Source organism: Paenibacillus sepulcri, from assembly GCF_042647105.1.
GTDB classification, from domain to species: domain Bacteria; phylum Bacillota; class Bacilli; order Paenibacillales; family Paenibacillaceae; genus Paenibacillus_Z; species Paenibacillus_Z sepulcri.
The window spans coordinates 257,458-278,848 of sequence record NZ_JBHRUP010000001.1; the positions used below are offsets into that span (position 1 = coordinate 257,458).

Below are 21,391 nucleotides of genomic sequence, written 5' to 3' on the forward strand. Positions count from 1 at the left end.
CCCCGCGGCAGAGGTGGCCATGCAGACAATATGCTCACTTTTTCAAGGGGGTTAGAAACGCAGCGGAACAAAAAACTCCTTCTCCACCTGATGGGCGGATAGCGGACGGCTGAAAAAATACCCCTGAATTTCCTTGCACTGATTATGGGTGAGAATATCCAGCTGATCCTTCGTTTCGATTCCTTCCGCCACCACATCCAGATTCAAATGATGGGCCATGGAGATAATTGTCGCAACGATAGCTTTATCATTGTCATTCTCGGTTATTTCGGAAATAAAAGAACGGTCGATCTTGAGCTTATGGATCGGGAACGTCTTCAAATAACTGAGTGAGCTGTACCCTGTTCCAAAATCATCAAGGCTGATCCGCACACCCAGCATATTCAATTTATTAAGAATATCGATGGATACAATCGGATCCATCATCATGCTCTCCGTAATTTCAAGCTCCAGATACTTAGGCTCAAGCCCCGTCTCAGCAAGCACGGCCTCAATATATTCCACCAGATTGGCCTGATGGAACTGACGGGCTGATAAATTGACCGACACGGGAATCAGCGGTCCGCCATGCTCATGCCATTCGACCATTTGACGGCAGGCTTCATATAGAACCCAGGTGCCAATTTCATGAATCATCCCCGTCTCTTCAGCAATCGGAATAAAGCTGCCCGGCATCATCAGGCCTTTTGAGGAATGATTCCAGCGGACCAAAGCCTCCACACCAATCATGCGGCTGTCTTCCGTACGGATCTGGGGCTGATAATAGACAAGCAGCTCCCGGCGCTCAATGGCTTTTCGCAGCTCCCCCTCCAATTCAATACGATCCATCAAATGCTTGTCCAGCTCCTGCGAATAATAACGGTAACCGTTCTTGCCATGCTTCTTTACCTCATACATCGCCGCGTCGGCCAAGCGCAGCAGCTCCTCACCGCTTTCGCCATGCTCAGGAAAACTGGCTATTCCGATGCTTGCCGATATATAGAAGTCGTTGCCCTTGAGATGGAATGGCTGGCGGAGCAGACTCAAGATCCGTGTGGCCAACAGGTCGGCTGCCTGGTCGGTCTCCGATCGGCAAATAATCGAGAATTCGTCCCCGCCCATACGGGCAATGGTCACCTCCAGATTATCGGCGCCGGCAATAAAGCGCTCACTTAACGCCTTGAGAAACAGATCGCCGTATGTATGTCCCAGTGAATCATTAATAAGCTTGAAGCGGTCAACATCAAGCACGAGCACGGTAAAAGAACCGCTTCGCTTTTTGCATTCCTCGATCGCCTGGTCTAGCATCTGGTTGAACAGTCTGCGGTTAGGCAAGGCTGTCAGTTCATCATGGAAGGCGAGATGCTCGATCAGGCTTTTGTCCCTTTTCTCTTCGGTTATATCCCTCAGGATAACATGGCTCCCCACAATCCTCTCGTCAATAATGACCGGAACCTCGGTTACATGGATTTCCACCTGATGTCCGTTCGAATTCGTTATAACGGTTTCATAACTATCCGGCCGCTCACCGGCTGGTTGACCCGATAATGCTTTGTCCCTCGCCTTCTGCTCTTCAACTGCCTTCAAGCCGATGGCGGATATATGCTTGTTTGTGAATCCCTCTATGACAGCGCCTGCAATTTTGCTTACAGCGGGGTTCATTCCCATAACTTCGCCCTTGGTATTGACGGACAGGATGCCATCTGCATTGTTCTCGTATAAGGACCGGTACCATTGCTCGCTCTCCAGAATGGTCAGATCCTTTTGCCGAAACCGCTTGTTGACCAGAATGCCGAGAAAAGTCAGACCAAGAAGCAGGAACGTGCCTGCTGCGATAATATAGGCGAGCAAAGTCTGATCAATCAGCATCCCGCCGGCGGCGATGTTATCCATTCTCTCGTGAAAATACGCTCCGGCCATACCGGTGTAATGCATGCCCGCGATACCGCCGCCCATTACAAGCGAGCTTCCAAGCTTGAAGAGCAGCGCATAACGGACCGTCTGTTGGCGGAAATAATAGAGCATTCCAAGCGCGGCAGCCGACGCTGTGACGGCAATAATAACTGACAGAACGACCATCCATGGATCGTAACTGATATCGACCGTCATAGCCGCCATTCCGATATAGTGCATGCCGCAGATTCCTGCAGCCATCAATCCTCCTGACAACCATATCTCTTTCCAGCCCATACGCTGCAGGTGCGCGGTAAACAATGCAATCAGCGATACCCCGATGGCCAGCACGACAGAGAGCAGCACCAGCTTGATATCATAGGAAATGCGTATAGGCAGGCGCATGGCAAGCATGCCGACAAAATGCATCGACCAGATGCCAAGACCCATGGAAAAAGCACCGCAAACGAGCCAAAGCAACCGCAGCTTGTCCTTGCTTGTATATATCTTTCCGGTTAGGTCCAAAGCGGAATAAGAGGAGGCCACTGCGATCAAACAGGATAAAATGACAAGAGATTCATGAAAACTGCCATGCATATGATTCATAACGTTAAACTCCCTTACCATCATGATGAGTAATATTTCCCTATAGATGGGTAATATTAGGGTCTTTAGAACTGAGTCTAACGACTTATTTTATTATACATGACGAATCTGAAACATTTTTGAAATACCTGCGGGCATCCCCCCGTCAACGTCAAAAAAGCCTTGGCGCCTGCTTGCGCCAAAGCTCAATGAGCTCCTATTTAGACGGAATATATTACTCCATCGTTTGCTTCCAATTCATATACCATTCACGTACTTCCGTCTTGGGGCTGGCGTCATATTCGCGGCTCAGCATGCCCTGCAGCAATGCGAATTGCTGTTCCAGGGAAAAGCGGTCGCCCGTTTCCTGATACAATTGCATCAGTTCAAAATAAACCTGCTCCTCGGTCAGATTTACCTTCTGAACCTGAAGAAGAAAAGCAATCGCCTCCGAATACCTGCCCTTGGTTTTATAAAAATCAAGCAGTTGATGCCTATGATACTGCCAAATCGCACGCAAGCGGCGTTTCTCCGGCTCTGCCCAAAGAAACTCATGCTCCATCAGGTAATCGCCCCGATACATCGCAAACAGCTTCAAATGAAGCTCCAATGTCGCTTCAGTCAGCATGGGGGCTTGCTCCAGCTGCTTTTCCCACACCAGCACATCCACCTCGACTCCGCCAAGCTCAAGCCGGTAGCCTTCGTCCTGATTGACGATCCGGATCGTCAGATTCTCCTTGACAATGAGCATCCTGATCTGATAGATCGTGGTGTACAGCTGCGTGATGGCTCTCTTCCAATCAATCTCGGCCCACAAATGCTCAAGCAGATGCTGCTTTTGAACTGTTATTCCCTGGTGCTGGAGCAGATAAAGGAATAATTCCTGCGCTTTGAAAGTTTTCCAGCGTACAGCGGCTGCCCCCGGGACCCGGCCTTCGATCAGGAAGGACTTGAAGCAATGAATCATCACTGGCAGCGCGGCATCTGAACGCCTGGCCGAATAGAGGGTCAGCATTCTTCTGACCCGCGCACAGGTCTTGATCAATCGTTCACGCTGGAATGGTTTGATAATATAATCCTGGGCAGTCAGCTCGAATGCTTCAACGGCGTGCTCCTGGTAGGCTGTTACGAACACAATTTGGATATCGGGAGATTCGCCGAGAATTTGTTCTGCGAGCTCCAATCCGCTGATGAAAGGCATATGGATATCCAGAAAAACAGCATCCGGCAAGCCGGCGCGCATGTCCTGGATGACCAGTCGCGGATCCTGGTAGGATCCTATAATTTCGACCTGACCGATGGCCGTAAGCTCGCTCTCCAGAAGCTTCAAAGCCAAGGGGTCATCATCAACCAAAATAACTTTCAAGGATCAAGCTCCTTTCACACGCTCGTTTCGCAATCATTCCTTTCGGATTGTCTTATTTAGTTTCGACGGTTCCTGACATTTTCCTCTAATACTCACGGTGAGATGCGATGGGAGGAAATCATGCTTGGACTTGTCTCGGCTTTAGCTATTCCTCGTTGACTTCGCTGCTGCCGATGATCAGACGGCGGACCGATTCCCGCAGGCTGTCGCGCATGTCCGGAGGGGTGCCTTCATCCGTCACCAGCGTATGGATGCGGCTCAGCTCCATGCCGTAGAGAAAGCCGCTGCGGTTCGCCTTCGACGAATCAGCCATCAGAATCAGCTGATTGCTTTGCTCGACAAGCATCTGCGCGATTTGCAGCGGCTCCCATTTGGAGTAGTACAGCCCTTCAGCGCCAAATCCCATGCAGGAAAACAAGGCTTTGTCAAAGCGGTACTGACGAAGCTCGCAGTGCAGCTTATAGCCGAATGTCTTGCCATCCTCATCCACTTCGCCACCGACCAGATGAACCTTCAATTTCCCCTTTTTCTGAACCAGATTCAAGGTGACCATAGCCGAGTTCGTCACGATGGTCAGATTTTTATTCTCCGGGATGAACCGGGACAGAATCAGCCCGGAAGTGTTTCCGTCGATAAAAACGCTGTCGCCGTCCTCCAGCAGCAGCACGACTTCGCGGGCGATGGCTTCCTTGCGCTCCCGGTTAAGCTGCATCCGGTCATAATAGGGCATATCCCAAGTGGTTTGTTCTTTTCTGACTGCGCCGCCATACGTTCTGCGAAGAAATCCTTTCTCGTCCAAAATACGAAGGTCCCGGCGGATAGTTTCCACCGAGACATTATAAGTTTGGACAAGATCATCCACAGAAACGCTGCCGACTCTACGGACGGCTATCATAATCTCGTTTCTTCTATGGACGGAACCCATTTATTTGAATTCTCCGAGCACCTTGGTCGCATCAGCCTGCGCCTTCTTCACCGCATCTGCCGGAGAAAGCTTGCCGGCGATCATCGCCTGCAGCGCCTCGCCTACGGATGTATCCATTTTGCTGCGCGCAGCGCTCGAAACGTCGATGCGGGCATATGGGAACACTTCGTCAAAAGCTTGCTTCTTCTGCGGGTTATCCGCATAGTTTTGCTTCAGCAAATCGGTTTCCTGCGCGGACTTCGTAGCCGGGAAATAGCCTGTTTTGGCTGCATAGATCGACTGTGCTTCCGATCCCGCGAAATATTTCAAGAACAGCCAGCCTGCAAGCTGCTCTTCCGGAGTGGTTTTGAACAGCACCTGGTTGCCGCCGTACAGCTCTGTTACTTGACCTCCGCTTTTGCCTTGCGGGATCAGGGTGATGCCCCATTGGAATTTATCCTTCACCAGATCAAGCTTGGAGCTTGTACGAGCTGTTGTACCGATTTCCATCGCGGCTCTGCCGTTCGTGAATTCCTGCTCGGTGTCCTCTGCAAGAACAATCGCCTTCTTGTCGATCAGGTTCTTGATCATGGTCGCCAGTTCCACAGCCTCCGGGTTGTCATAGTTCACACCGCTTTGATCCAGCTTGATCGGATCAATGCCATAAGTGCGCAGCCATGTGCGGAACGTACCGCCATTGTTGGCATTGCCCATAACCAGTGCAGGCTTGCCGGTTTTCGCTGTAATATCAAGCGCCATTTTCTCAAATTCCGGCCATGTGGCTGCCGGTTTGTCATAGCCGGCCTGTTTCAGCAAATCAATGTTGTAGTAAACCCCCATTGAGGAGTTCCCGTGCGGCCAGCTCATCGTTTTGCCGTTATACTCCGGAATACGTTGGCGGGCAAGCACACCCGGCATAATGTCGTCCAGATCCGTCTGGCTCAGTCCGTTCACCGGATCGCTGATGTAGTCGTCAAGCGGGACGATTTTGTCCGCCTTCATGTACTCGAGCGTGTCGCTCTCGTACGACATGGCCACAGCCGGGAGGCCTCCGCCCTGCAAAGCGGCACGCACTTTTTTGTTAAGATCGTCATAACTGCCCTGGAATACTTCTCTCACAACGATTTTGCCTTCGTATTCCTTGTTGAAGTCGCTGACGATCTCCTTGATCGCTTCGCCGTATATCGTGGCTTGAATATGCCAGAAATCAATGGTGACGGGGCCATCCTTGCCGAGCTCGATTCCTGCTGATACGCCTGTCGGAGCGTCAGCTGCCGGGACGTCGGCAGCTGGTGCATTTGCTGCCGGAGCATTGGCGGCTGGAGCATTGGCGGCCGGGGCATTGTTATTGGCCGCCGGCGCACCCGCTGAACAGCCTACAGCTGTAATAAGCATCAGGGAGACGATTGATGTTTTCCAATGGCTGAACATTTTACGCAAAATCACATTTACCACTCCTAGGTTTTTGTAATTACGTGTTCTGTCACTTCTGAAAAAATTCGATGGCTTCGAGCTTGCATAGCTGCGAATATCATGCCACCGCTGATTCGTTCGCTGGTACTCATTGTGCGGCAAGGATGCCTTCGTCTTAAATCGTTGTCAGACTGCTGCTTCCAATCAGCTCGGAAAGCTCGAAGCTCTCCCCTGGCGCCGGGTAATATTTGCGGACGCCGCTGCTGTTGAACAGGGTCGGATGCATGCTGTGCAGCGGCACGACCAGCTTCGGTGCGATCGCTGCTGTCAATTCGCTGATTTCCTGCGGTGCGGCATGGCCGCCAGTTGCGCAATAATGGTACCTTACGCCGAACTCGTTCAGCCATCTCAACAGCGTTTCGTCGGTTGGCGTAAGCGGATTGCCATCGGCATGAACATAGACAGAGCCTGAATGGACAGAACCGCTTATCTCCAGCTCCGCGATTAATGGCGTATGCGGATAGGTCAGGTAGACCGCGTAATGAGATTTATCCGCTCCAATATCCTGCAGCTCAATCGTCTCGTAGGGAAGCTCCGCTTCCTTTGCCGGTTGCGGCCCCTGTGACCAAAGCGGCGTACGGAGCAGCCGGATCACATCGCGGCAGGCTTCCAATGCGGGGTGCCCCTCGAGTACCTGCAGCTTCCTTGAGGCTGTGTGCCAGAGAACTGCCGTGCTCTCATCCATGACAAGCTTGCGGCCGGCTTCCTGCGTCCTGATGATCAAATCGGCCACACGCTCTACGTTGCGGGCGAGAATATTGACGTAGACAAGGCCGTCTGTTTCCTGCATGGCGCGGCGGCATTCAAGCGCGACCTCGACTTCAAGCCGATCCTTGGGCTTGCGGAATAAAGTATCCTGGCGAAGCCGGGTGCCTTCCGTAATCAATACATCGATTCCTGTGCTCCGGCAGCGCTCGATGAAGCGGTCCAGCCGATGATGATTCCGGCCGTGGCGGCGCCAGTCGGCGGTGAAGGCGATGCGGTGCTCCGGACCATGAATAATGAAACCGGTCACTCCTGGCGAGTCGTGATCCACTTCAATGAATTCGATGCGGAAGGTGCCGAAGTCCACAACCTGGCCATCCTCGACGATGCGGATATCCGCACGGGTATCCGGATATTCGCCCGCCGCCACGACAGCCTCATGCACGGCGTAAGCGTCGCGGTGCATCCATACCGGAAGGTTGGGGCGAAGCGACGGCAGCAGGGCCATATGATCCTGGTGAATATGGCTTACGAAGCCGTGCAGATTGTCAACATGCGGCATTTCCTCCTTGCCCCAGACCTGGAGCAGTTCCGCTTCACCCAGATCACCCAGGAGATCAGGATCGTACAGGTCGAGCACCGGAGGCGCCATCCTGGTCAGCAAAAAGCTGCGGATGCCGTAATCCGGCCGTACTCTCGTATCTCCGTTGAAGAAACCGCGAGCCATTCCCAGATCGAACACAATGCCGGTGTCTCCACAGCTGTACATAATGTGGACACCGCCGATTGTTGTCAGACCGCCGTAAAAGGTAAGACGCTCCTCTTGCCGCTTGCTCATTCTTCCAACACTCCTTTGATCACCCTTATTTTTATGTTTGTGCCCGGTTATGGGCGTGATGCTTTCGTTCTAGAAGCCGGAGATCGGCTCCGTGCTTTGCTTCGCCTGCTGCCTGACATGCTGCAGCTCAACCAGCATCGCTGCCAGTTCATCAAGCGTGTCCAGCCGGACATCCCATTGCGCAGGCTCCGATGAGGGATAAGGAGACAAGAATACCGTTCGGCCGCCCAGCTTTTGTACCGGGTACAGATCATTCCAGGCATGATCGCCAATCGAGAGGATTTGATCCGCCTGCAGATTCTCCCTGTCCATCAGCTCCTGCATGTACCGTTCAAGACCATTCGGCTTGCCGGCGCCATACACGATTTCATTAAACAGCTTCAGACAATCGAGCGCCGCAATAAATTCACGGCCCGTATTCTCCGGCGAGTTCGTGAGCAATATCCGCGTCCGCACCCCGGTCAGATTCCCGATAGCGTCATACAGATCATGATGGCGTTCGAAGCTTGAGGCGCCCTGCAGCATTTCTTTGCGCACCTGCTGAAACGCCTGCTGGCGCTTCCCTTCGGCAACGCCGTATTTAGCGGCAAAAATACTCACCAGACTCCAGGCATCTCCCGCATAGATGGATGCAGTCCCCGTCTTCCCCGGAGTGACGCCCAGCTCCTCGCCCTGCCAATTCCGAAAGACCGATTTCGGGTCTGTTCCCCGCGTCCATGTATCCGAATCGGGATGATACCAGTCCCCGATGCCGCTTCCATGCCGGCCCTCCAGCATGGAGGCCATATCGTCCAGAAAGACGCTCAAGCTTGCGCTGTGATCGTTGTCCTCAAACAACAGCTCCAAATAACGTTTGTAAAAGGTCCCATCCTGGTACAGCGTACCGTCCAGATCAAAAATCACGATTTCAATATTTTTCAGCCAGTCCATATTTTCCCTCCAGAGCAGTCTCTTGTTGTCTATTCCCATATTAGGTCAACCCTTCAATCCCGTGGATGTAATGCCTTGGTGGAACCATCGCTGGGCAATGAGATACAGCACCACGATCGGCGCGATCGTAAAGGTTGCTGCCGCCATCAAATGATGGTAGTTCGGGCCTTCCTCGCTGACAAAGTAGAGCAAGCCTACCTGCAGCGGTCTCAGCGATTCACTGGATGTAACCAGCAGCGGCCACAGCACGCCATTCCATTTGCCGATAAAGGCCAGCAGCGCTGTCGTAATAAGCGATGGCAGCACAAGCGGAAGCAGCACCGTCCACAGATAACGTCTGTTCGACATCCCGTCCACCTGCGCGGCCTCCCAGTATTCCTTTTGCACCGAGAGAAAGGCCTGTCTGAGCAAAAATATCGTGAAGGCTTCCGCCAGAAACGGCAGCATGATGCCCATATAGCTATCATAGAAGCCCTGCCCGCCGGAGCCTGCCCAATCATTGCCGCCTGCAAGCGGAATATGCCGCATCGTGACAAAGTTCGGAACCAGCGTCACATCGAACGGAATCAGCATCGTGACGACAACCAGCATAAAAATCAGGTTCTTGCCGCGAAAGTTGAAATGCGTGATGGCGAAGGCGATTGGCACACAGACGAGAAGCTGCAGCGCCGTCCCAAGCCCGGCAATAATCACCGTATTGATAAAATAGCGCTGAAACGTCGATTCCGGCTTCATCCAGGCTTCCGGATAATTTTTGAAATTCCATACCTCAGGCAGCATAGTCGGCGGCAGCCGGTTAATTTCCTCCCCGGTCTTCAGCGAAGTCAGGATCATCCAGATAAAAGGAAACACTACACAGCATGCCAACAGCACTACACCGATCAGCACGATCGTCCACATCACCTTCGAGGAACGCCGTGCACCTACCATTCCGTACATTCGTCATTCCTCCATTAATGCATATAATGAACCTTCTTCTCTCCATAGCGCAGCTGCAGCCATGTCAGCCCCAGCAGCAGGATGAACAGCAGCATGGAGACTGCTGATGCGTAACCAACCTGTCCATACACATAGAAGCTTCGGAAGATGTACAAAGGCAGCGACATTGTCGAGCCAAGCGGACCACCCTCGCCGCCCGAGAAGACATAGAATGCATTAAAGGATTCAAATGCCCCGATGACCGATACGATCGTAAGCAAAAACCAGGTCGGAGACAGCAGCGGCAGTGTAATATGACGGATGACGTTCCAGGTGCGCGCGCCATCTATGCGGGCTGCTTCAGTCAGATCATGCGGAATCTGCGTCATGCCGGACAAGAACACCACAATCTGGAAGCCAAGACTGCTCCATATCGAGAACAGGATGACGACGCCAAGGGCCCAGGTCGGGCCTGCGAACGCCGTTGGAATCGATGCCGGCCAGCTGCCGCCAAGCGCGTTCAGCAGCTTGACCAGGATCGGGTCAGGATCCGTGAGCCACTGCTGAGGCGTTCCGCCAAAGAAATTGACGGCCGAATTGGCAAGCCCCACGCTCGGATGGAAGATCCACTTGAACACAATTGCCGCAGCGACTTGAGAAGTAATATAAGGCAGAAAGAAAAGCACGCGCAGCAGCGTTTTTCCTTTGGTTATATGAAACAGCACATAGGAGACGAAGAACGACAGCAGCAGCGTCAGCGGAATCGTACCGATAGCATAGAAGATGGTAACCATGAACGCTTGTCCGACTTCTCCCAGCTGCAAGCCCGACATGGGATCGTTCACGATGAGATCCTCTCTGAAGACGCGCATATAATTGTCGAAGCCCACGAACCGTTCCGGCACATAACCCCATTTCCATAAGCTGATCCACATGCCGAACACAAGGGGCCAATAGCGGAACAGCAGCAGCAGCACCAGTGCCGGCAGGGCATACATCAAGCCTGTCAGGGCTTCTTTTCTTTTCCTTCTCGAACGAGGCTTGACGAGCTTGCGTTCCTGAACCTGTTCGATAGGCTTGGCATCCAAAGCGGCAGCCTCTTTGAAAAGCACGGGGGATTCTCCTCTCTTGGCAGCTTCCTGATTTATCTTACTCCGTTCATTCTAGAGAGAAAGTGTTTGATATGGATTAGAGGCACGTAAAGAGATTGTTGTGAAGTTTACCGTTGTTTACATAAATCGGCATGTTAAAATGTTAAAACGGTCATTTCAGCAGAATAAACGGTTAACTCCGAGGTGAAATCGGTTATTTCACATTATCCATCCGATAAGCTTGCAAAAAAACCCGAGGCGGGCTTGCCTCGGGTTGATCGCATTTATATTCGTTTATCCTTGATGCTTACGGATCAATTCCATCTTCAGCTCCCAGGCCTCGCGGCTGAGGTTAACCCGGAACATCTCGGGATTGAGCTTCCGCAAATACTCCGGCCAGAATAACTGGAGCTGCTCTTCGTGATACGATCGGATATCCTCCAGCTTGGGCAGCGGGTACGCAAGAGCGCCATCCAGAAATATCGGATGCAGCAGCGGCACACTTTCATAATCCCTTACCGTCCGGCTTCTATAGGAATGTACGGGATCAATCAGGTCCAGCGGTTGTCCCTGCAAGATATCCTGCTCGTGGCGCAAAGCGATGTAATCAGCCTCGGCTTTCCCTGTTGCCCTGCTGATAATCCGGTAGATTTCCTTCACTCCGGGATTGGACACTTTATCCGGATTCCCCGATATTTTAATAACCGGCTCGTATTCCCCGTTCTTCTCTCTTGCGACCAGCTTGTATACACCGCCCAATGACGGCTGGTCAGCCGCAGTGATTAACTGGGTCCCTACGCCAAAAACATCTATTTTTGACCCCTGCGCCTTCAGATTCAGGATGATGTTTTCATCAAGATCCCCTGACGCGATGATTTTGACATAAGACAGCCCAGCGTCGTCAAGCATCTCTCTCGATTGTTTGGAAATATAGGCCAGATCTCCGCTGTCGATGCGGATGGATTGGATTTTTTTGCCCATTTGCTCCAGGTGCCTGGCTGTTTTTATGGCATTGGGGACGCCGCTTTTCAACGAGTCGTAGGTATCCACGAGCAAAGAAACCTGATCGGGAATCGCTTCGGCAAATTTGCGGAATGACTCTTCCTCCGTATCATGATCCTGTATCCAGGAGTGGGCATGTGTGCCTTTTGTAGGAATGCCGAACAATTTGCCTGCACGCAGGTTGGAGGTCGCATGGAACCCGGCAATATAAGCCGCCCGCGCCCCCCATATGGCCGCATCTGCTTCCTGGGCCCGCCTGGTGCCAAATTCAAGCAGCGTTTCAGTTGGAGCCACTTGTTTTATCCTGGAGGCTTTGGTGGCGATCAAGGTTTGATAATTCATGAAGTTAAGCAGCGCCGTCTCAAGCAGATGCGCTTCGAAGACTCTCGCTTCGACACGAATCAAGGGTTCATTCGGAAAGACAAGGGTCCCTTCCGCTGCGGCATGGATATGTCCGGTAAATTTGAAACGCCGCAGCTCCTCGAGAAATCCGTCCTGATACTGCTCCTCCTGCTGCTGCAGATACATGATGTCCTCCTCGTCGAACGCTAAATTTTGAATGTAATGAATGATTCGTTCCAGTCCGGCAAAAACCGCATACCCGTTCCCAAAGGGCAATTTGCGGAAGTACGCCTCGAAAACCGCCCTATTGTTCAAGGATCCATGCACCCAATGGGCATACATCATATTGATTTGATATTTATCCGTATGTAAGGTCAAATTCTCATAGTCCAAGCCAATCACTCCCTAACTCCACTATTGTCAACGCAGCCTGCATAAATACATTCCTTAAACAACTACCCGAGGGGCGCGAATTCAAACCATGGATTCCCAAGGGCAGCTGCCCCGATGTAGATATAACAAAACACTTCCCCTCTCAGCTTGGGCCCAAACGAAGGACCCGTACTGGATAAAGAAGTGTTTGGACTTCATCTATGACGAGCGTTCAGAGCTGTCCTGCCGATTCACAGTCACGGCCTGACGCTGGCTTTCAAGGAATTGCTCCGCGCAGCGCCCGACCAGCATGCAGAAGCTTCGATTATGTCCGATAAAGAAGGACGAGAGATCGTAACGGCTCCGCGAAGGCTCATGGATGACCAGCAGCCGGTGGCGCATATAGGCCATGGCAAATTGGACGAATTGCTCCGTTTGCTTCGATTCATGAAAGGTAATATAAGCATACAGCGAATGATCCTCCGGTTCATCAAGCACGCTTACGCCCGCGCAGGAAAACTCGGTGCTGATATTCATTTGCTGAAACAGCATCAATGCCCGGTGCAGCTCCACATCCACTTCAATGCCGTCAAGCAGGGCGGTTTTCTTCGGATGGCGGGAAGGAGGCTTCACAAGCTCCACCCACTCGGCTATTTCTCTTCTTCTGCGGCCCCATCGTTCTCTGGACTGGCCGCTTAAAATAATCTCTTCATTCCCGCTGTCTGTCTGATTGGCTGCCAATATCTTCATTCCCCCTAGCCTTAAGAAGCGGAAGATGCCGCTGCTTTCATTGTACATCCCTGCCGGATAAAAAGAAATTGCCGGTGCTTGATTATCCTATCACCATATACATGATTACAGAGGCCGACACCACGGAAGTGACGGCCTGCTTGCCGGCCATTGAACCGGCGAACCGCCAGCCAAGCTCCTTGCGCACCGTCCACAGCGTCACCAGACAAGCCGTCAGCGTCGAAGCCAGATAGACAAGCACAAGCAGCTGCCCGGCGCTTAGCGTCTGCAGAAACGCGCCATTATCCCGATTGAGCGTCAAGAGCCCATCCTTGCGCAAAATGGAGAAAATAATCCCTCCGGCAGCTTCCTCCGGCAGGTGAAACCATCCAAGCAATGGAGCCGCCAGCCTCGCCAGGCGGTTCATTATCCCAAGCCGCTCCAGCAGCGTGGCCGCCAGGCAGATTCCGATAAAGATGGGCATCGCCTGCATCAGAAATTGCTTGATCACCGAACGGACGCGCCAGCCTACCGCGCGCAGCGAAGGGGGCTGCAGGAAGGTCTTCGTTTCATAGAGCGGCCTGTGAAGCTCTTGACCCTTGCTCCTATTCCAGATCCGGGTGTGCAGCGCTCCAATCACAAACAGCATCGCCAAATAGGGAACAAACAGCCACGGATGACCGCCTGAGCCAAATACAGACAGGGAAGCACCAATCTGATAGCTGCAGGCCGAACCGAAGGCAATCAGGGATACACAGGATTTCCGCGAGCATGCGCTGCAGGCTCTGCTCTGAAATACAGCCACCACATTGCAGCCAAACCCGGAGAGAACAGGAATCAGGTCCCGTCCGCTGAGCCCGATAACACGCAGCCATCCATCCAGTGCATCGGTTATCCGATCCTTCAAGCCGCTCTCTTCAGCGACAGCAACGCTGATCCCGAGCAGCAGCACCACGGGAAAAGCCCACAGGAACGAATACAATCCCAATGAAATCATGCCGTAATCGCCAATCAGCAGAGATTGGATGAAGGCCGGGCTTGCATTCAGAACAGAGCGGAGCGGATCAATCACCTGCCGGTCGGCGATTGGCTGCAGCCATTGGGAACCCAGATAAGCAAGCAGAACAGGCACGGCAAAGAGCAGCAGCGTCGTAAGAAGAGCAAGCGGCCTTCCCAGCAGCGGATGCTCAAACCAGGTATGCTGCGGCGTTATCACCGGCAGCCGGGGCGCAGGCCGCAGTACGGCTTTTTTGCGGACAGGCTTCGCGGTATCGATATATTCCAGCAGCTGCTTTCGTTTCACGACGGTCAAGCTGCGGGAATCGACGCTTAGTACAGGGATGCCGAGCCAGTCCTTGTAGTGCAAAACAAGCTTATGCAGCTCATCGGACGCTTTATCCTCAAAGGTCAGAACCAACAGGGTTCGTTTGTCCTTCAGCATCAGGCTGTCCAGCAATAGAGGCAGCTCGACCTGCGCATGAGTGCCGCGGACAACCAGAACTACTGCATCCGCGCTCTGAATTTCACCAAGCGCCAGCCGGGTGGTGACACTGTCATCCTTCAGCCGGATTCCGGGCAAATCGACCAGATCCAGATCATCTGCAAGCCTGGCCCGCCGGCTGCTCACGGTCGAGCCGCGAAAGTTGGACTCCTCGCCCGTATCCATGCCGGACAAGCCGCGAAACAGCGCCGATTTCCCGGAGGATTCGAAGCCAACCAGAACCGCGCTGCGCCCCTGCTCCTTCACATGCCTCAACACTGGCAATCCTCGCCGCAGCAGGACAAGTCCTCCAGCAGGAGACCCGCTCTGCGGTATTCCTCCAATGGAGCCTTGGAGAGCCCAAGCCCCTCGGCTATAGCTCCAGCCACAACGGCGAAGCGCTGGCGGAATTTATATATGAAACAGAATAGGAGCTCGCCGTGCACGACACCCGGGCCGGACAGAAATAATCCGGGAGTTTGTGTCGATTCATCATATTGGTTAAGCAGCGCATGGCCTTTACCATCCATTTCGAACAAGGATTTCACAAGGCCCAGACTGCTCTTGAAGCCCGTCGCAAGAATGGGGGGATGCGCGGTTTTGACAAAACGCTCCGTTCCCGCTGCATCCTCGCAGCAAATCAGAAACCCGCCATCCTCGGATTCCGCCACCCAATGAACGCTGTGGCCGCTCAATAATTCTACCTGATCCCCGTTCTGAAGCTCATTCAAACGGTCCTTGGTGTAGGGAGACAGCTCCACGCTGGGGTCGCTGCTTCCCCGCTCGCTGAACCGGTCATTGCGGTCAATCAGTGTAACCTTCCTGCCAAGCCGCCCCAGATGAATCAGCGCATCCGCTCCGCTCTCATATCCGCCAATGATTACGAACTCCTCGCCCTCAAGGCCGCTCCACTCGCTGATCAGGCTGCTGTGATAGCAATGCTCGGCCCCTTCGAATCCATCCAATCGGGGATATTGGAATTCGCCTGCCGCCCAGATGACATAACGGCTGAACAATTGACCTTGGGTCGTTTCCAGTACAAACCCGTCCTCCACCGGTGAAACAGCCGTCACATCGATGCCGGTCCGGATCGGAAGCTCTCTGAAGTCCGCCACCGCCTGCAGGTAATCCGCATAATCCTCTCCGGACGGATGTTCGGTTTCCAGCGTGTAGGCAGGCGATGTCTTAAGCGCCACCGCGTTGAGGTCCAACATGCCGTAAGCATTGCCGGTGAACGACGGGGTAATCATGCGCATCTCCTTCGGCCACATCAGGAAGGAGGCGCCCACTTCGCTTCTTTCCAATATGCCAAAACGCTTCACGCCCAAGTCCTTTAACACACAGCCCATTCCAATACCTGCTGCACCCGCTCCAATTATAAGGCAATCGAATTGTTCCATTGATTTGCACCTCTTTTGAATGAACTTCTTGATCATTTGTTTTATATAGTAATTTTTACGATAAAAGGCGATAAAAAAGAGCCGTCAGGCTTCAGCCGCGCATTTATAGGGAGCAGCGCTTAGGCTATATCTCATATAGGCATCTGAATATCCCACTAATATGTAATTATTACGATTATAAAACGAAAATCAATAACAGTCAATTCGTGATTAAATCGAGGTTGACCGGTATTGATCCCTGCGGAACCATTTTGCGAGATATAGAATCTGTCCCATATGCTCGGAATAATGGGCAGCACATTGATGCAGCATGTCCAGGTGAGTCCGCTCTTTATTTCGGACAATTTGTGTTTCCAGCCACTGTTCGGGCCTCATTCCGTGCAATGTCTGGAGGATCAGATTCATATCGTCTTCAATAAGCCGCTTCAGTTCGTCGCATGCCGCAAATACGGGGATCCATTGGATCCCCCGCTCGTATTCCCGATGCAAAATACCTTTGGCGATGCGCTCCTGAACATTGCTGTGAATATGTTGGATGAGTGCCGAAATACTGTGGCTGGCCGGATCAGGCGAGGCATTCACCTCTTCGTCGGTTAGTTGGTCCAGCGCTTTCACGGTGCGCAGCCTGATTTCCCCGAATTTCCCGATCAGCCAGTTTCTATTGAATGCCTCATTCATTTGATTTGCTCCGAATGCCCATTCTCTTGCAGACCGAAGCAAGCGCCATAGTCGGCTGCCTTATCCCGCCAAATCGTATGGATCTGAACCTTGTCCCGGTAGGCGGCGCCTTGCAATCCAGCCAGTTCAATCCATACCCGCGGTCCGTCTATCCGGATATACGATTTGCTGTTCATGACGTCGGATGAGCCATTCCAGCCGATATAGGTTTGATTAATTGCCTCTTCCGACAAGTAGGCTTCCAGCAGCTCCTTGGCGGTATCTGCATGTGCCGCCATGACCCAGGATGCTATGGCATGACCGATCAGGTCCCTCTGTTCCTGAGAAAGCGCCGAAGCGGCTAGTCCCTGCGGTGCTTCGGGAAAATCCCGGTCTTTGCCCGGACCGAGAATAATGTCTCCTATTTCTCCTTCAATTGCCGCGGCTCCAAGCTCCGATGTGCTTAAAGTATTCAGGAATGCGGCGAGCGCGCCGATCCGTCCGGCCATGGCTTCCACCTCCGCTGCATCCGCCTTGAAGGACTGCGGCTCCACACCGACGAACATGGGGGTTGCGCTGGTTTGTTTCCCGTTAAAGACAAGATTAACGGCCAGATGATGACCGGTGATCTGCAGCATCCATGGGGTGTTTGCCGACGGTTTGCCATAAATCGCGATGTAATAAAGCTCGCTGCCCCACTGCATGCCCCCCGCATCCTGCCGCAAATACTCATCGGCCCTGATGATCTCCGTCATTGTTTTATAACCTTCGGCGCTGAGCGCTGCTTCTGCGAGCGCATGGGCCGCCTTGAGACTTTTCCCCTCTAAATCACCCAGCCTCAGCCCATGACGGGCGGCATCTCTGATTGGGAGGTTCGACCATACCGCTGTGCTGGCTTCGTTGAAATCATATTGAAGGGCTTCTAGTTCTTCGGCTGATAATGCAGCCATAAATTCCTCAGCCAAGGCTTCAACAGATTGTGTGGTCGTCCTGCCTGCGCCGCCTTGTTCCCCGTGTGACGAATAAGCCTGTATATTTTTATCTGGAAGCATGTTTGTTTTCTCCCCTCAATGGTCCATTCACATTGGATACCTTGATTGCCGGATAATTTTCTCCGAGGCCTATGAATCTCTTAATCTGAATGAGTACGGTTTCAACAGTTCGTATTGTCGGGCTGCTCGACACCTGTCAAAGAAGCCGTCTGCCAAAATTCAGTCTCGCCTCAAGCTCGACCTTCCATTTGCACTCTTCGCAGCAATGCATGCCCTTCCTGTTTTGCTTCACCTGCTTGAAGATTTTTGTTCCTGCCATCGCTTTGAATTTTTTCTTGCACAGATAACATTGGACTTCATAATCCGCCATGTTTACCAGACTCCTTTTTTGAGAAGTGAGCGGCTTCTGCCTTCGTGATTCTCTCATGATCCGGAACCGCGCTATATTATCCATGATATCACAACCGGTCATGCAATCATGAAGAAATGCTTCCTTTTATCGGTGCCAAAATATCGATATACACTTTACCCTCCGCGACAAGCGCCTCATACGAATCCAATCCCTGCGAAACCACGCCCACTGCGTTACCTTTGTCATCGAATTCGGCGCCATGACAAGGGCACTGGAAGAATAAATTTTTGGAGCCGCCGCGCTTCTCCACCGGAACCGGATCAATCTTACAGCCCAGATGCGTACATACAGGCGACAGAATAAGCAGCCCGCCTTTTGCATCAACCGAGACGTAGACAAAACTTTTGACGGGTTTGGTCACCCAGGCGTCATGGATCGTTGCCTCATAATGGATCTTAATCATGCCCTGAAGGGCCGTTAACTGTCCAAGATCACCGAGTTCAGCCATGTGGCTTGGAATCTCCTGGGAGGCAGGCACTCTATGCTTGAGTGCTCCATAATAAAATAACCCGGTGCTTCCTGCCACCAATCCCGTAATTCCTAACGCTAATTTGCCGGATGTGCTGAGGAAAGCCCTTCTGCTGATCTTTTGCGGAAGCCGTTCATTCATAGTCGTTCGCCTCCCTGGAATAGGTTAACTGGATCTCATCAAGAAGTCCGGTGAATAACAGGCGGAGCTGTTGGTTTTGAACCAGAGTGACAAAAGCCTGTAACACTTACGAGTATCGGAAGACGTTTCCGCATGCGCAGCCATATTTTTTTCACCGGGCTTCCAGAAAATGATGGCTGACCAGAAAATCATCAATCCGCCCCAGCGCCCGCAGGACTTCAACCTCTGCTGCCGTATAATCGAACAGGATAAAAGCGTGCTTCAATTCTGCGTACAAGACCAGCTCCGCTTCATTGCCGGCAGCAGTGTAAGCTTCATAGAAGCGCACCGCATCCTCGGGTATAACGACCTCATCTTCTAATCCATGCATAATCAGCATCGGCGGTTGACCGGCTGCCACATTGTACAGGGGGGACAACGCTTGCGCATGTTTATGCCGTTCCATCCAATTTACCACCGGCTGCCCGCACTCACGCTGCGGAATCATCATCTTCCATTTGCCTGTGAAATCAACGATTCCGTTGCAGTTAACCACCAAATCGACTTTCGCCGAAGTTGCCAGATCCTCTCCAGGCTCATCGCAGCCTGCCAGCGTCGCCATACTCGCGGCCAGATGTCCTCCTGCCGAGTCGCCGGCCACGGCGATCCGGTCTGGATGAATACCAAATTGCAGCGCATGTCCGCGAATATAACGAATCGCGGATTTGCAGTCGGAGATGCATTCCTCCACGCTGCGGGCTGCGCCGTCTTCCTGCAGCTCGCCTTCCTGCGGGAGAAGTCTGTACTGCACGCTGAAGTTCACAGCGCCGCGTCCGGCAAACATCCGGCAATGCCGCCCGAAACGTTCAGGCTCTCCGCTGCTCCAGCCGCCGCCATGAATCCACACGATTGCGGTCCGTTTGTCATGCGCGCTCCAGCTCTCGGGCTTGAACAGAAGGAGCCGAAGCTCATATCCCACGCCGCGCTTATAAATGATTGTATCATTCTTCAGCTCTCTGTCCGGCATAATCGTTCCCCTTCATCGTAAGCAGAATAATATCTGCTCATATTTTACCAGATACATGCAGGAAGTAACGGCTAACGCCGATCTCTGAGGACTGAAGCTTTCTTTATTCCTCCGTTCATCCATGGCTGCTGCTCCTCATCAAGACCGTGTTAGAGTTCACGGATACATTCATTCGGTCTCACCTCTAAAGTATATTTGAGTATCCCTCTAGCTAAACCCCATCCTATTTTTTTCATCTCTAAAAATACGGCCCAGTCCCCGCTGCTTCATTCAATTGTTCGGTGAAAGACTGAGCGCCGATCGGTAGCTCCAGCACGAAAAAACCTTCTTCCGAACTTCGAAGGCTCGATAACCGCCCCTATAAAAAGGAAAAACCTTGCTGCTGCGCTGCTTTGGCGCTTTCATTGCACGACCCTCTTACGCAATCCGCAGGCTCGATAACCGCCCCTATAAAAAGGAAAAACCTTGCTGCAGCACTGTCCCCACCACTAGCATTAATACAGACTGTTGCGCCAAGCCCTGGTTATACTTTGAGAAGTATAACTATCATTAAAGCATACGACAGTTTTCTTCGGCTCCCAGTGATCCCAAGAACCAGCAGCGGCTCTCCCCGTATCGGTCGGCGCACCGGTGAAGACATTTACGACAACATTCTGAAGTTAAGGTCGAATTCGACGACCTTCCGGAGGACTGCGCGGCGATTCCGGTGCCGAGGCTTATCCTTCAGCCAGTCCTGGAGTTGGCCACCTTGACCCCAAGCTGCGCTTCCAGCTCCCGGGAATAAATATTGTTGTTGAAATCTTCGCCGGCGGCGGATTTGACACCGCTGTTCGTCATCCGGATCAAAAATCGGCAAATGATCAACGGTCCGGGTTCCCGCCGTCCGGCCATCCCCTGGAAACGCTGGAAGATGGAAATTCCATGGAGGTCTGAGCATGCTGGAGGATTTACTTTGACACAGGAGAGAGCTTGCTTCACGCGAAGCGGAATGAGGAGTTATGCGGTACCTTTCTTAACGGGATGCGTGTTCCAGAAATGCATCAACAAGGCAATGGGGTGAAACGGGTGTTGAACGAAGCTGGGGAACAAATAAGGTGCCGATATAGAACGGATGCTCCGGCATTTCAATCACACGCGGCTCTCCGCTGCTATCAGATCCGGTTATGAGGAGACCGGCGTTCTCAAGTTCCGTTATGTAGGCGGCATTCAAACCAAAGCTGCATCTGAACGGCTCTGTCACCTCTTCCGTTTGGTAGATGTCATAGACGCGGGAAGTCTTCATGATGATTACTTTCACATCTTGGCCGGCGAGGGAGCAGCTGAGCCTGCTTATGATCAGATTCCTGGCGGCAGGATTCTGCTCTTCATGACCGATATCCTCTATCTGCAAAACATTTCTCGCAAATTCCATCACCATATATTGAAAACCGCCGCATGTTCCAAGAACCGGAACCTGATTCTGCCGCGCATATTGAATCACCTGCAGCACGCCATCCAAGGATTTAGGAACGCCGGGAGCAATCCAATAGCCGTTATAATCATACATCCGATCCTTGACGCCGGTTGACGGGATCCAGTCCATCCTGGCGCTTATTCCTGCCCTTTCGGAGGAATGGACAAGCGCTTCCTGCGCAGCCTGCTGTGAGGGATATGCCGGGTTGAAGTCCCCCACGATACCGATTTTCATTGGATTTCCCTCCTTTATCA

General features: G+C 52.5%; 19 protein-coding genes. All 19 read right to left on the reverse strand.

Annotated features, from left to right (window positions below):
- Positions 1 to 51 precede the first annotated feature (51 nt).
- Positions 52 to 2,478, reverse strand: coding sequence for a bifunctional diguanylate cyclase/phosphodiesterase (locus ACFOLF_RS01120; RefSeq protein WP_210040748.1), 2,427 nt, complete (start codon positions 2,476 to 2,478; stop codon positions 52 to 54).
- Positions 2,479 to 2,692: 214 nt separating this feature from the next.
- Entirely contained in the window at positions 2,693 to 3,823 is a 1,131-nt protein-coding gene (locus ACFOLF_RS01125) for a response regulator (RefSeq protein ID WP_210040746.1), read from the reverse strand.
- A gap of 145 nt (positions 3,824 to 3,968) precedes the next feature.
- Positions 3,969 to 4,748, reverse strand: coding sequence for a DeoR/GlpR family DNA-binding transcription regulator (locus tag ACFOLF_RS01130; RefSeq protein ID WP_379113839.1), 780 nt, complete (start codon positions 4,746 to 4,748; stop codon positions 3,969 to 3,971).
- Positions 4,749 to 6,173, reverse strand: a complete 1,425-nt coding sequence (locus ACFOLF_RS01135) for an ABC transporter substrate-binding protein (protein WP_210040742.1) — start codon at positions 6,171 to 6,173, stop codon at positions 4,749 to 4,751.
- 142 nt (positions 6,174 to 6,315) lie between these two features.
- Positions 6,316 to 7,743, reverse strand: a complete 1,428-nt coding sequence (locus ACFOLF_RS01140; protein WP_210040740.1) for an MBL fold metallo-hydrolase — start codon at positions 7,741 to 7,743, stop codon at positions 6,316 to 6,318.
- A 69-nt stretch (positions 7,744 to 7,812) separates the two neighbouring features.
- Positions 7,813 to 8,673: an HAD family hydrolase gene (locus tag ACFOLF_RS01145; RefSeq protein ID WP_210040738.1), complete on the reverse strand. Its 861-nt coding sequence runs from the start codon at positions 8,671 to 8,673 to the stop codon at positions 7,813 to 7,815.
- 45 nt (positions 8,674 to 8,718) lie between these two features.
- Positions 8,719 to 9,612, reverse strand: coding sequence for a carbohydrate ABC transporter permease (locus tag ACFOLF_RS01150; RefSeq protein ID WP_210040736.1), 894 nt, complete (start codon positions 9,610 to 9,612; stop codon positions 8,719 to 8,721).
- 14 nt (positions 9,613 to 9,626) lie between these two features.
- Positions 9,627 to 10,703, reverse strand: a complete 1,077-nt coding sequence (locus ACFOLF_RS01155; RefSeq protein WP_210040733.1) for a carbohydrate ABC transporter permease — start codon at positions 10,701 to 10,703, stop codon at positions 9,627 to 9,629.
- A gap of 273 nt (positions 10,704 to 10,976) precedes the next feature.
- Positions 10,977 to 12,419: a nicotinate phosphoribosyltransferase gene (locus ACFOLF_RS01160; RefSeq protein WP_210040731.1), complete on the reverse strand. Its 1,443-nt coding sequence runs from the start codon at positions 12,417 to 12,419 to the stop codon at positions 10,977 to 10,979.
- A gap of 198 nt (positions 12,420 to 12,617) precedes the next feature.
- Entirely contained in the window at positions 12,618 to 13,139 is a 522-nt protein-coding gene (locus tag ACFOLF_RS01165; RefSeq protein WP_379113841.1) for a hypothetical protein, read from the reverse strand.
- 91 nt (positions 13,140 to 13,230) lie between these two features.
- Positions 13,231 to 14,886 carry a nucleoside recognition domain-containing protein gene (locus ACFOLF_RS01170; protein WP_210040728.1) on the reverse strand — a complete coding sequence of 552 codons (1,656 nt, stop codon included), beginning with the start codon at positions 14,884 to 14,886 and terminating at the stop codon, positions 13,231 to 13,233.
- Positions 14,880 to 16,007, reverse strand: a complete 1,128-nt coding sequence (locus ACFOLF_RS01175) for an NAD(P)/FAD-dependent oxidoreductase (RefSeq protein WP_210040726.1) — start codon at positions 16,005 to 16,007, stop codon at positions 14,880 to 14,882. Before ACFOLF_RS01175 ends, ACFOLF_RS01170 begins: the two co-directional genes overlap by 7 nt.
- A 210-nt stretch (positions 16,008 to 16,217) precedes the next feature.
- Complete coding sequence (locus ACFOLF_RS01180; protein WP_210040724.1) at positions 16,218 to 16,685, reverse strand: DUF1572 family protein; 468 nt, start codon at positions 16,683 to 16,685, stop codon at positions 16,218 to 16,220.
- The gene (locus tag ACFOLF_RS01185) at positions 16,682 to 17,716 is read right to left on the reverse strand and encodes a DUF3500 domain-containing protein (RefSeq protein ID WP_210040722.1); all 1,035 of its coding nucleotides are present in this window, start codon (positions 17,714 to 17,716) and stop codon (positions 16,682 to 16,684) included. The genes ACFOLF_RS01180 and ACFOLF_RS01185 overlap by 4 nt, the downstream gene beginning before the upstream one ends.
- A 136-nt stretch (positions 17,717 to 17,852) precedes the next feature.
- Positions 17,853 to 18,026 carry a DUF2197 domain-containing protein gene (locus ACFOLF_RS01190; RefSeq protein ID WP_210040720.1) on the reverse strand — a complete coding sequence of 58 codons (174 nt, stop codon included), beginning with the start codon at positions 18,024 to 18,026 and terminating at the stop codon, positions 17,853 to 17,855.
- A gap of 106 nt (positions 18,027 to 18,132) precedes the next feature.
- Positions 18,133 to 18,678 (reverse strand): QcrA and Rieske domain-containing protein, encoded by a 546-nt coding sequence (locus tag ACFOLF_RS01195; protein ID WP_210040718.1) that lies wholly within the window; start codon positions 18,676 to 18,678, stop codon positions 18,133 to 18,135.
- A gap of 151 nt (positions 18,679 to 18,829) precedes the next feature.
- The gene (locus ACFOLF_RS01200; RefSeq protein WP_210040716.1) at positions 18,830 to 19,684 is read right to left on the reverse strand and encodes an alpha/beta hydrolase; all 855 of its coding nucleotides are present in this window, start codon (positions 19,682 to 19,684) and stop codon (positions 18,830 to 18,832) included.
- Between the two features lie 723 nt (positions 19,685 to 20,407).
- Entirely contained in the window at positions 20,408 to 20,548 is a 141-nt protein-coding gene (locus tag ACFOLF_RS01205) for a hypothetical protein (protein ID WP_210040714.1), read from the reverse strand.
- Positions 20,549 to 20,696: 148 nt separating this feature from the next.
- Positions 20,697 to 21,371, reverse strand: coding sequence for a CTP synthase C-terminal region-related (seleno)protein (locus tag ACFOLF_RS01210; RefSeq protein WP_210040712.1), 675 nt, complete (start codon positions 21,369 to 21,371; stop codon positions 20,697 to 20,699).
- Positions 21,372 to 21,391 lie beyond the last annotated feature (20 nt).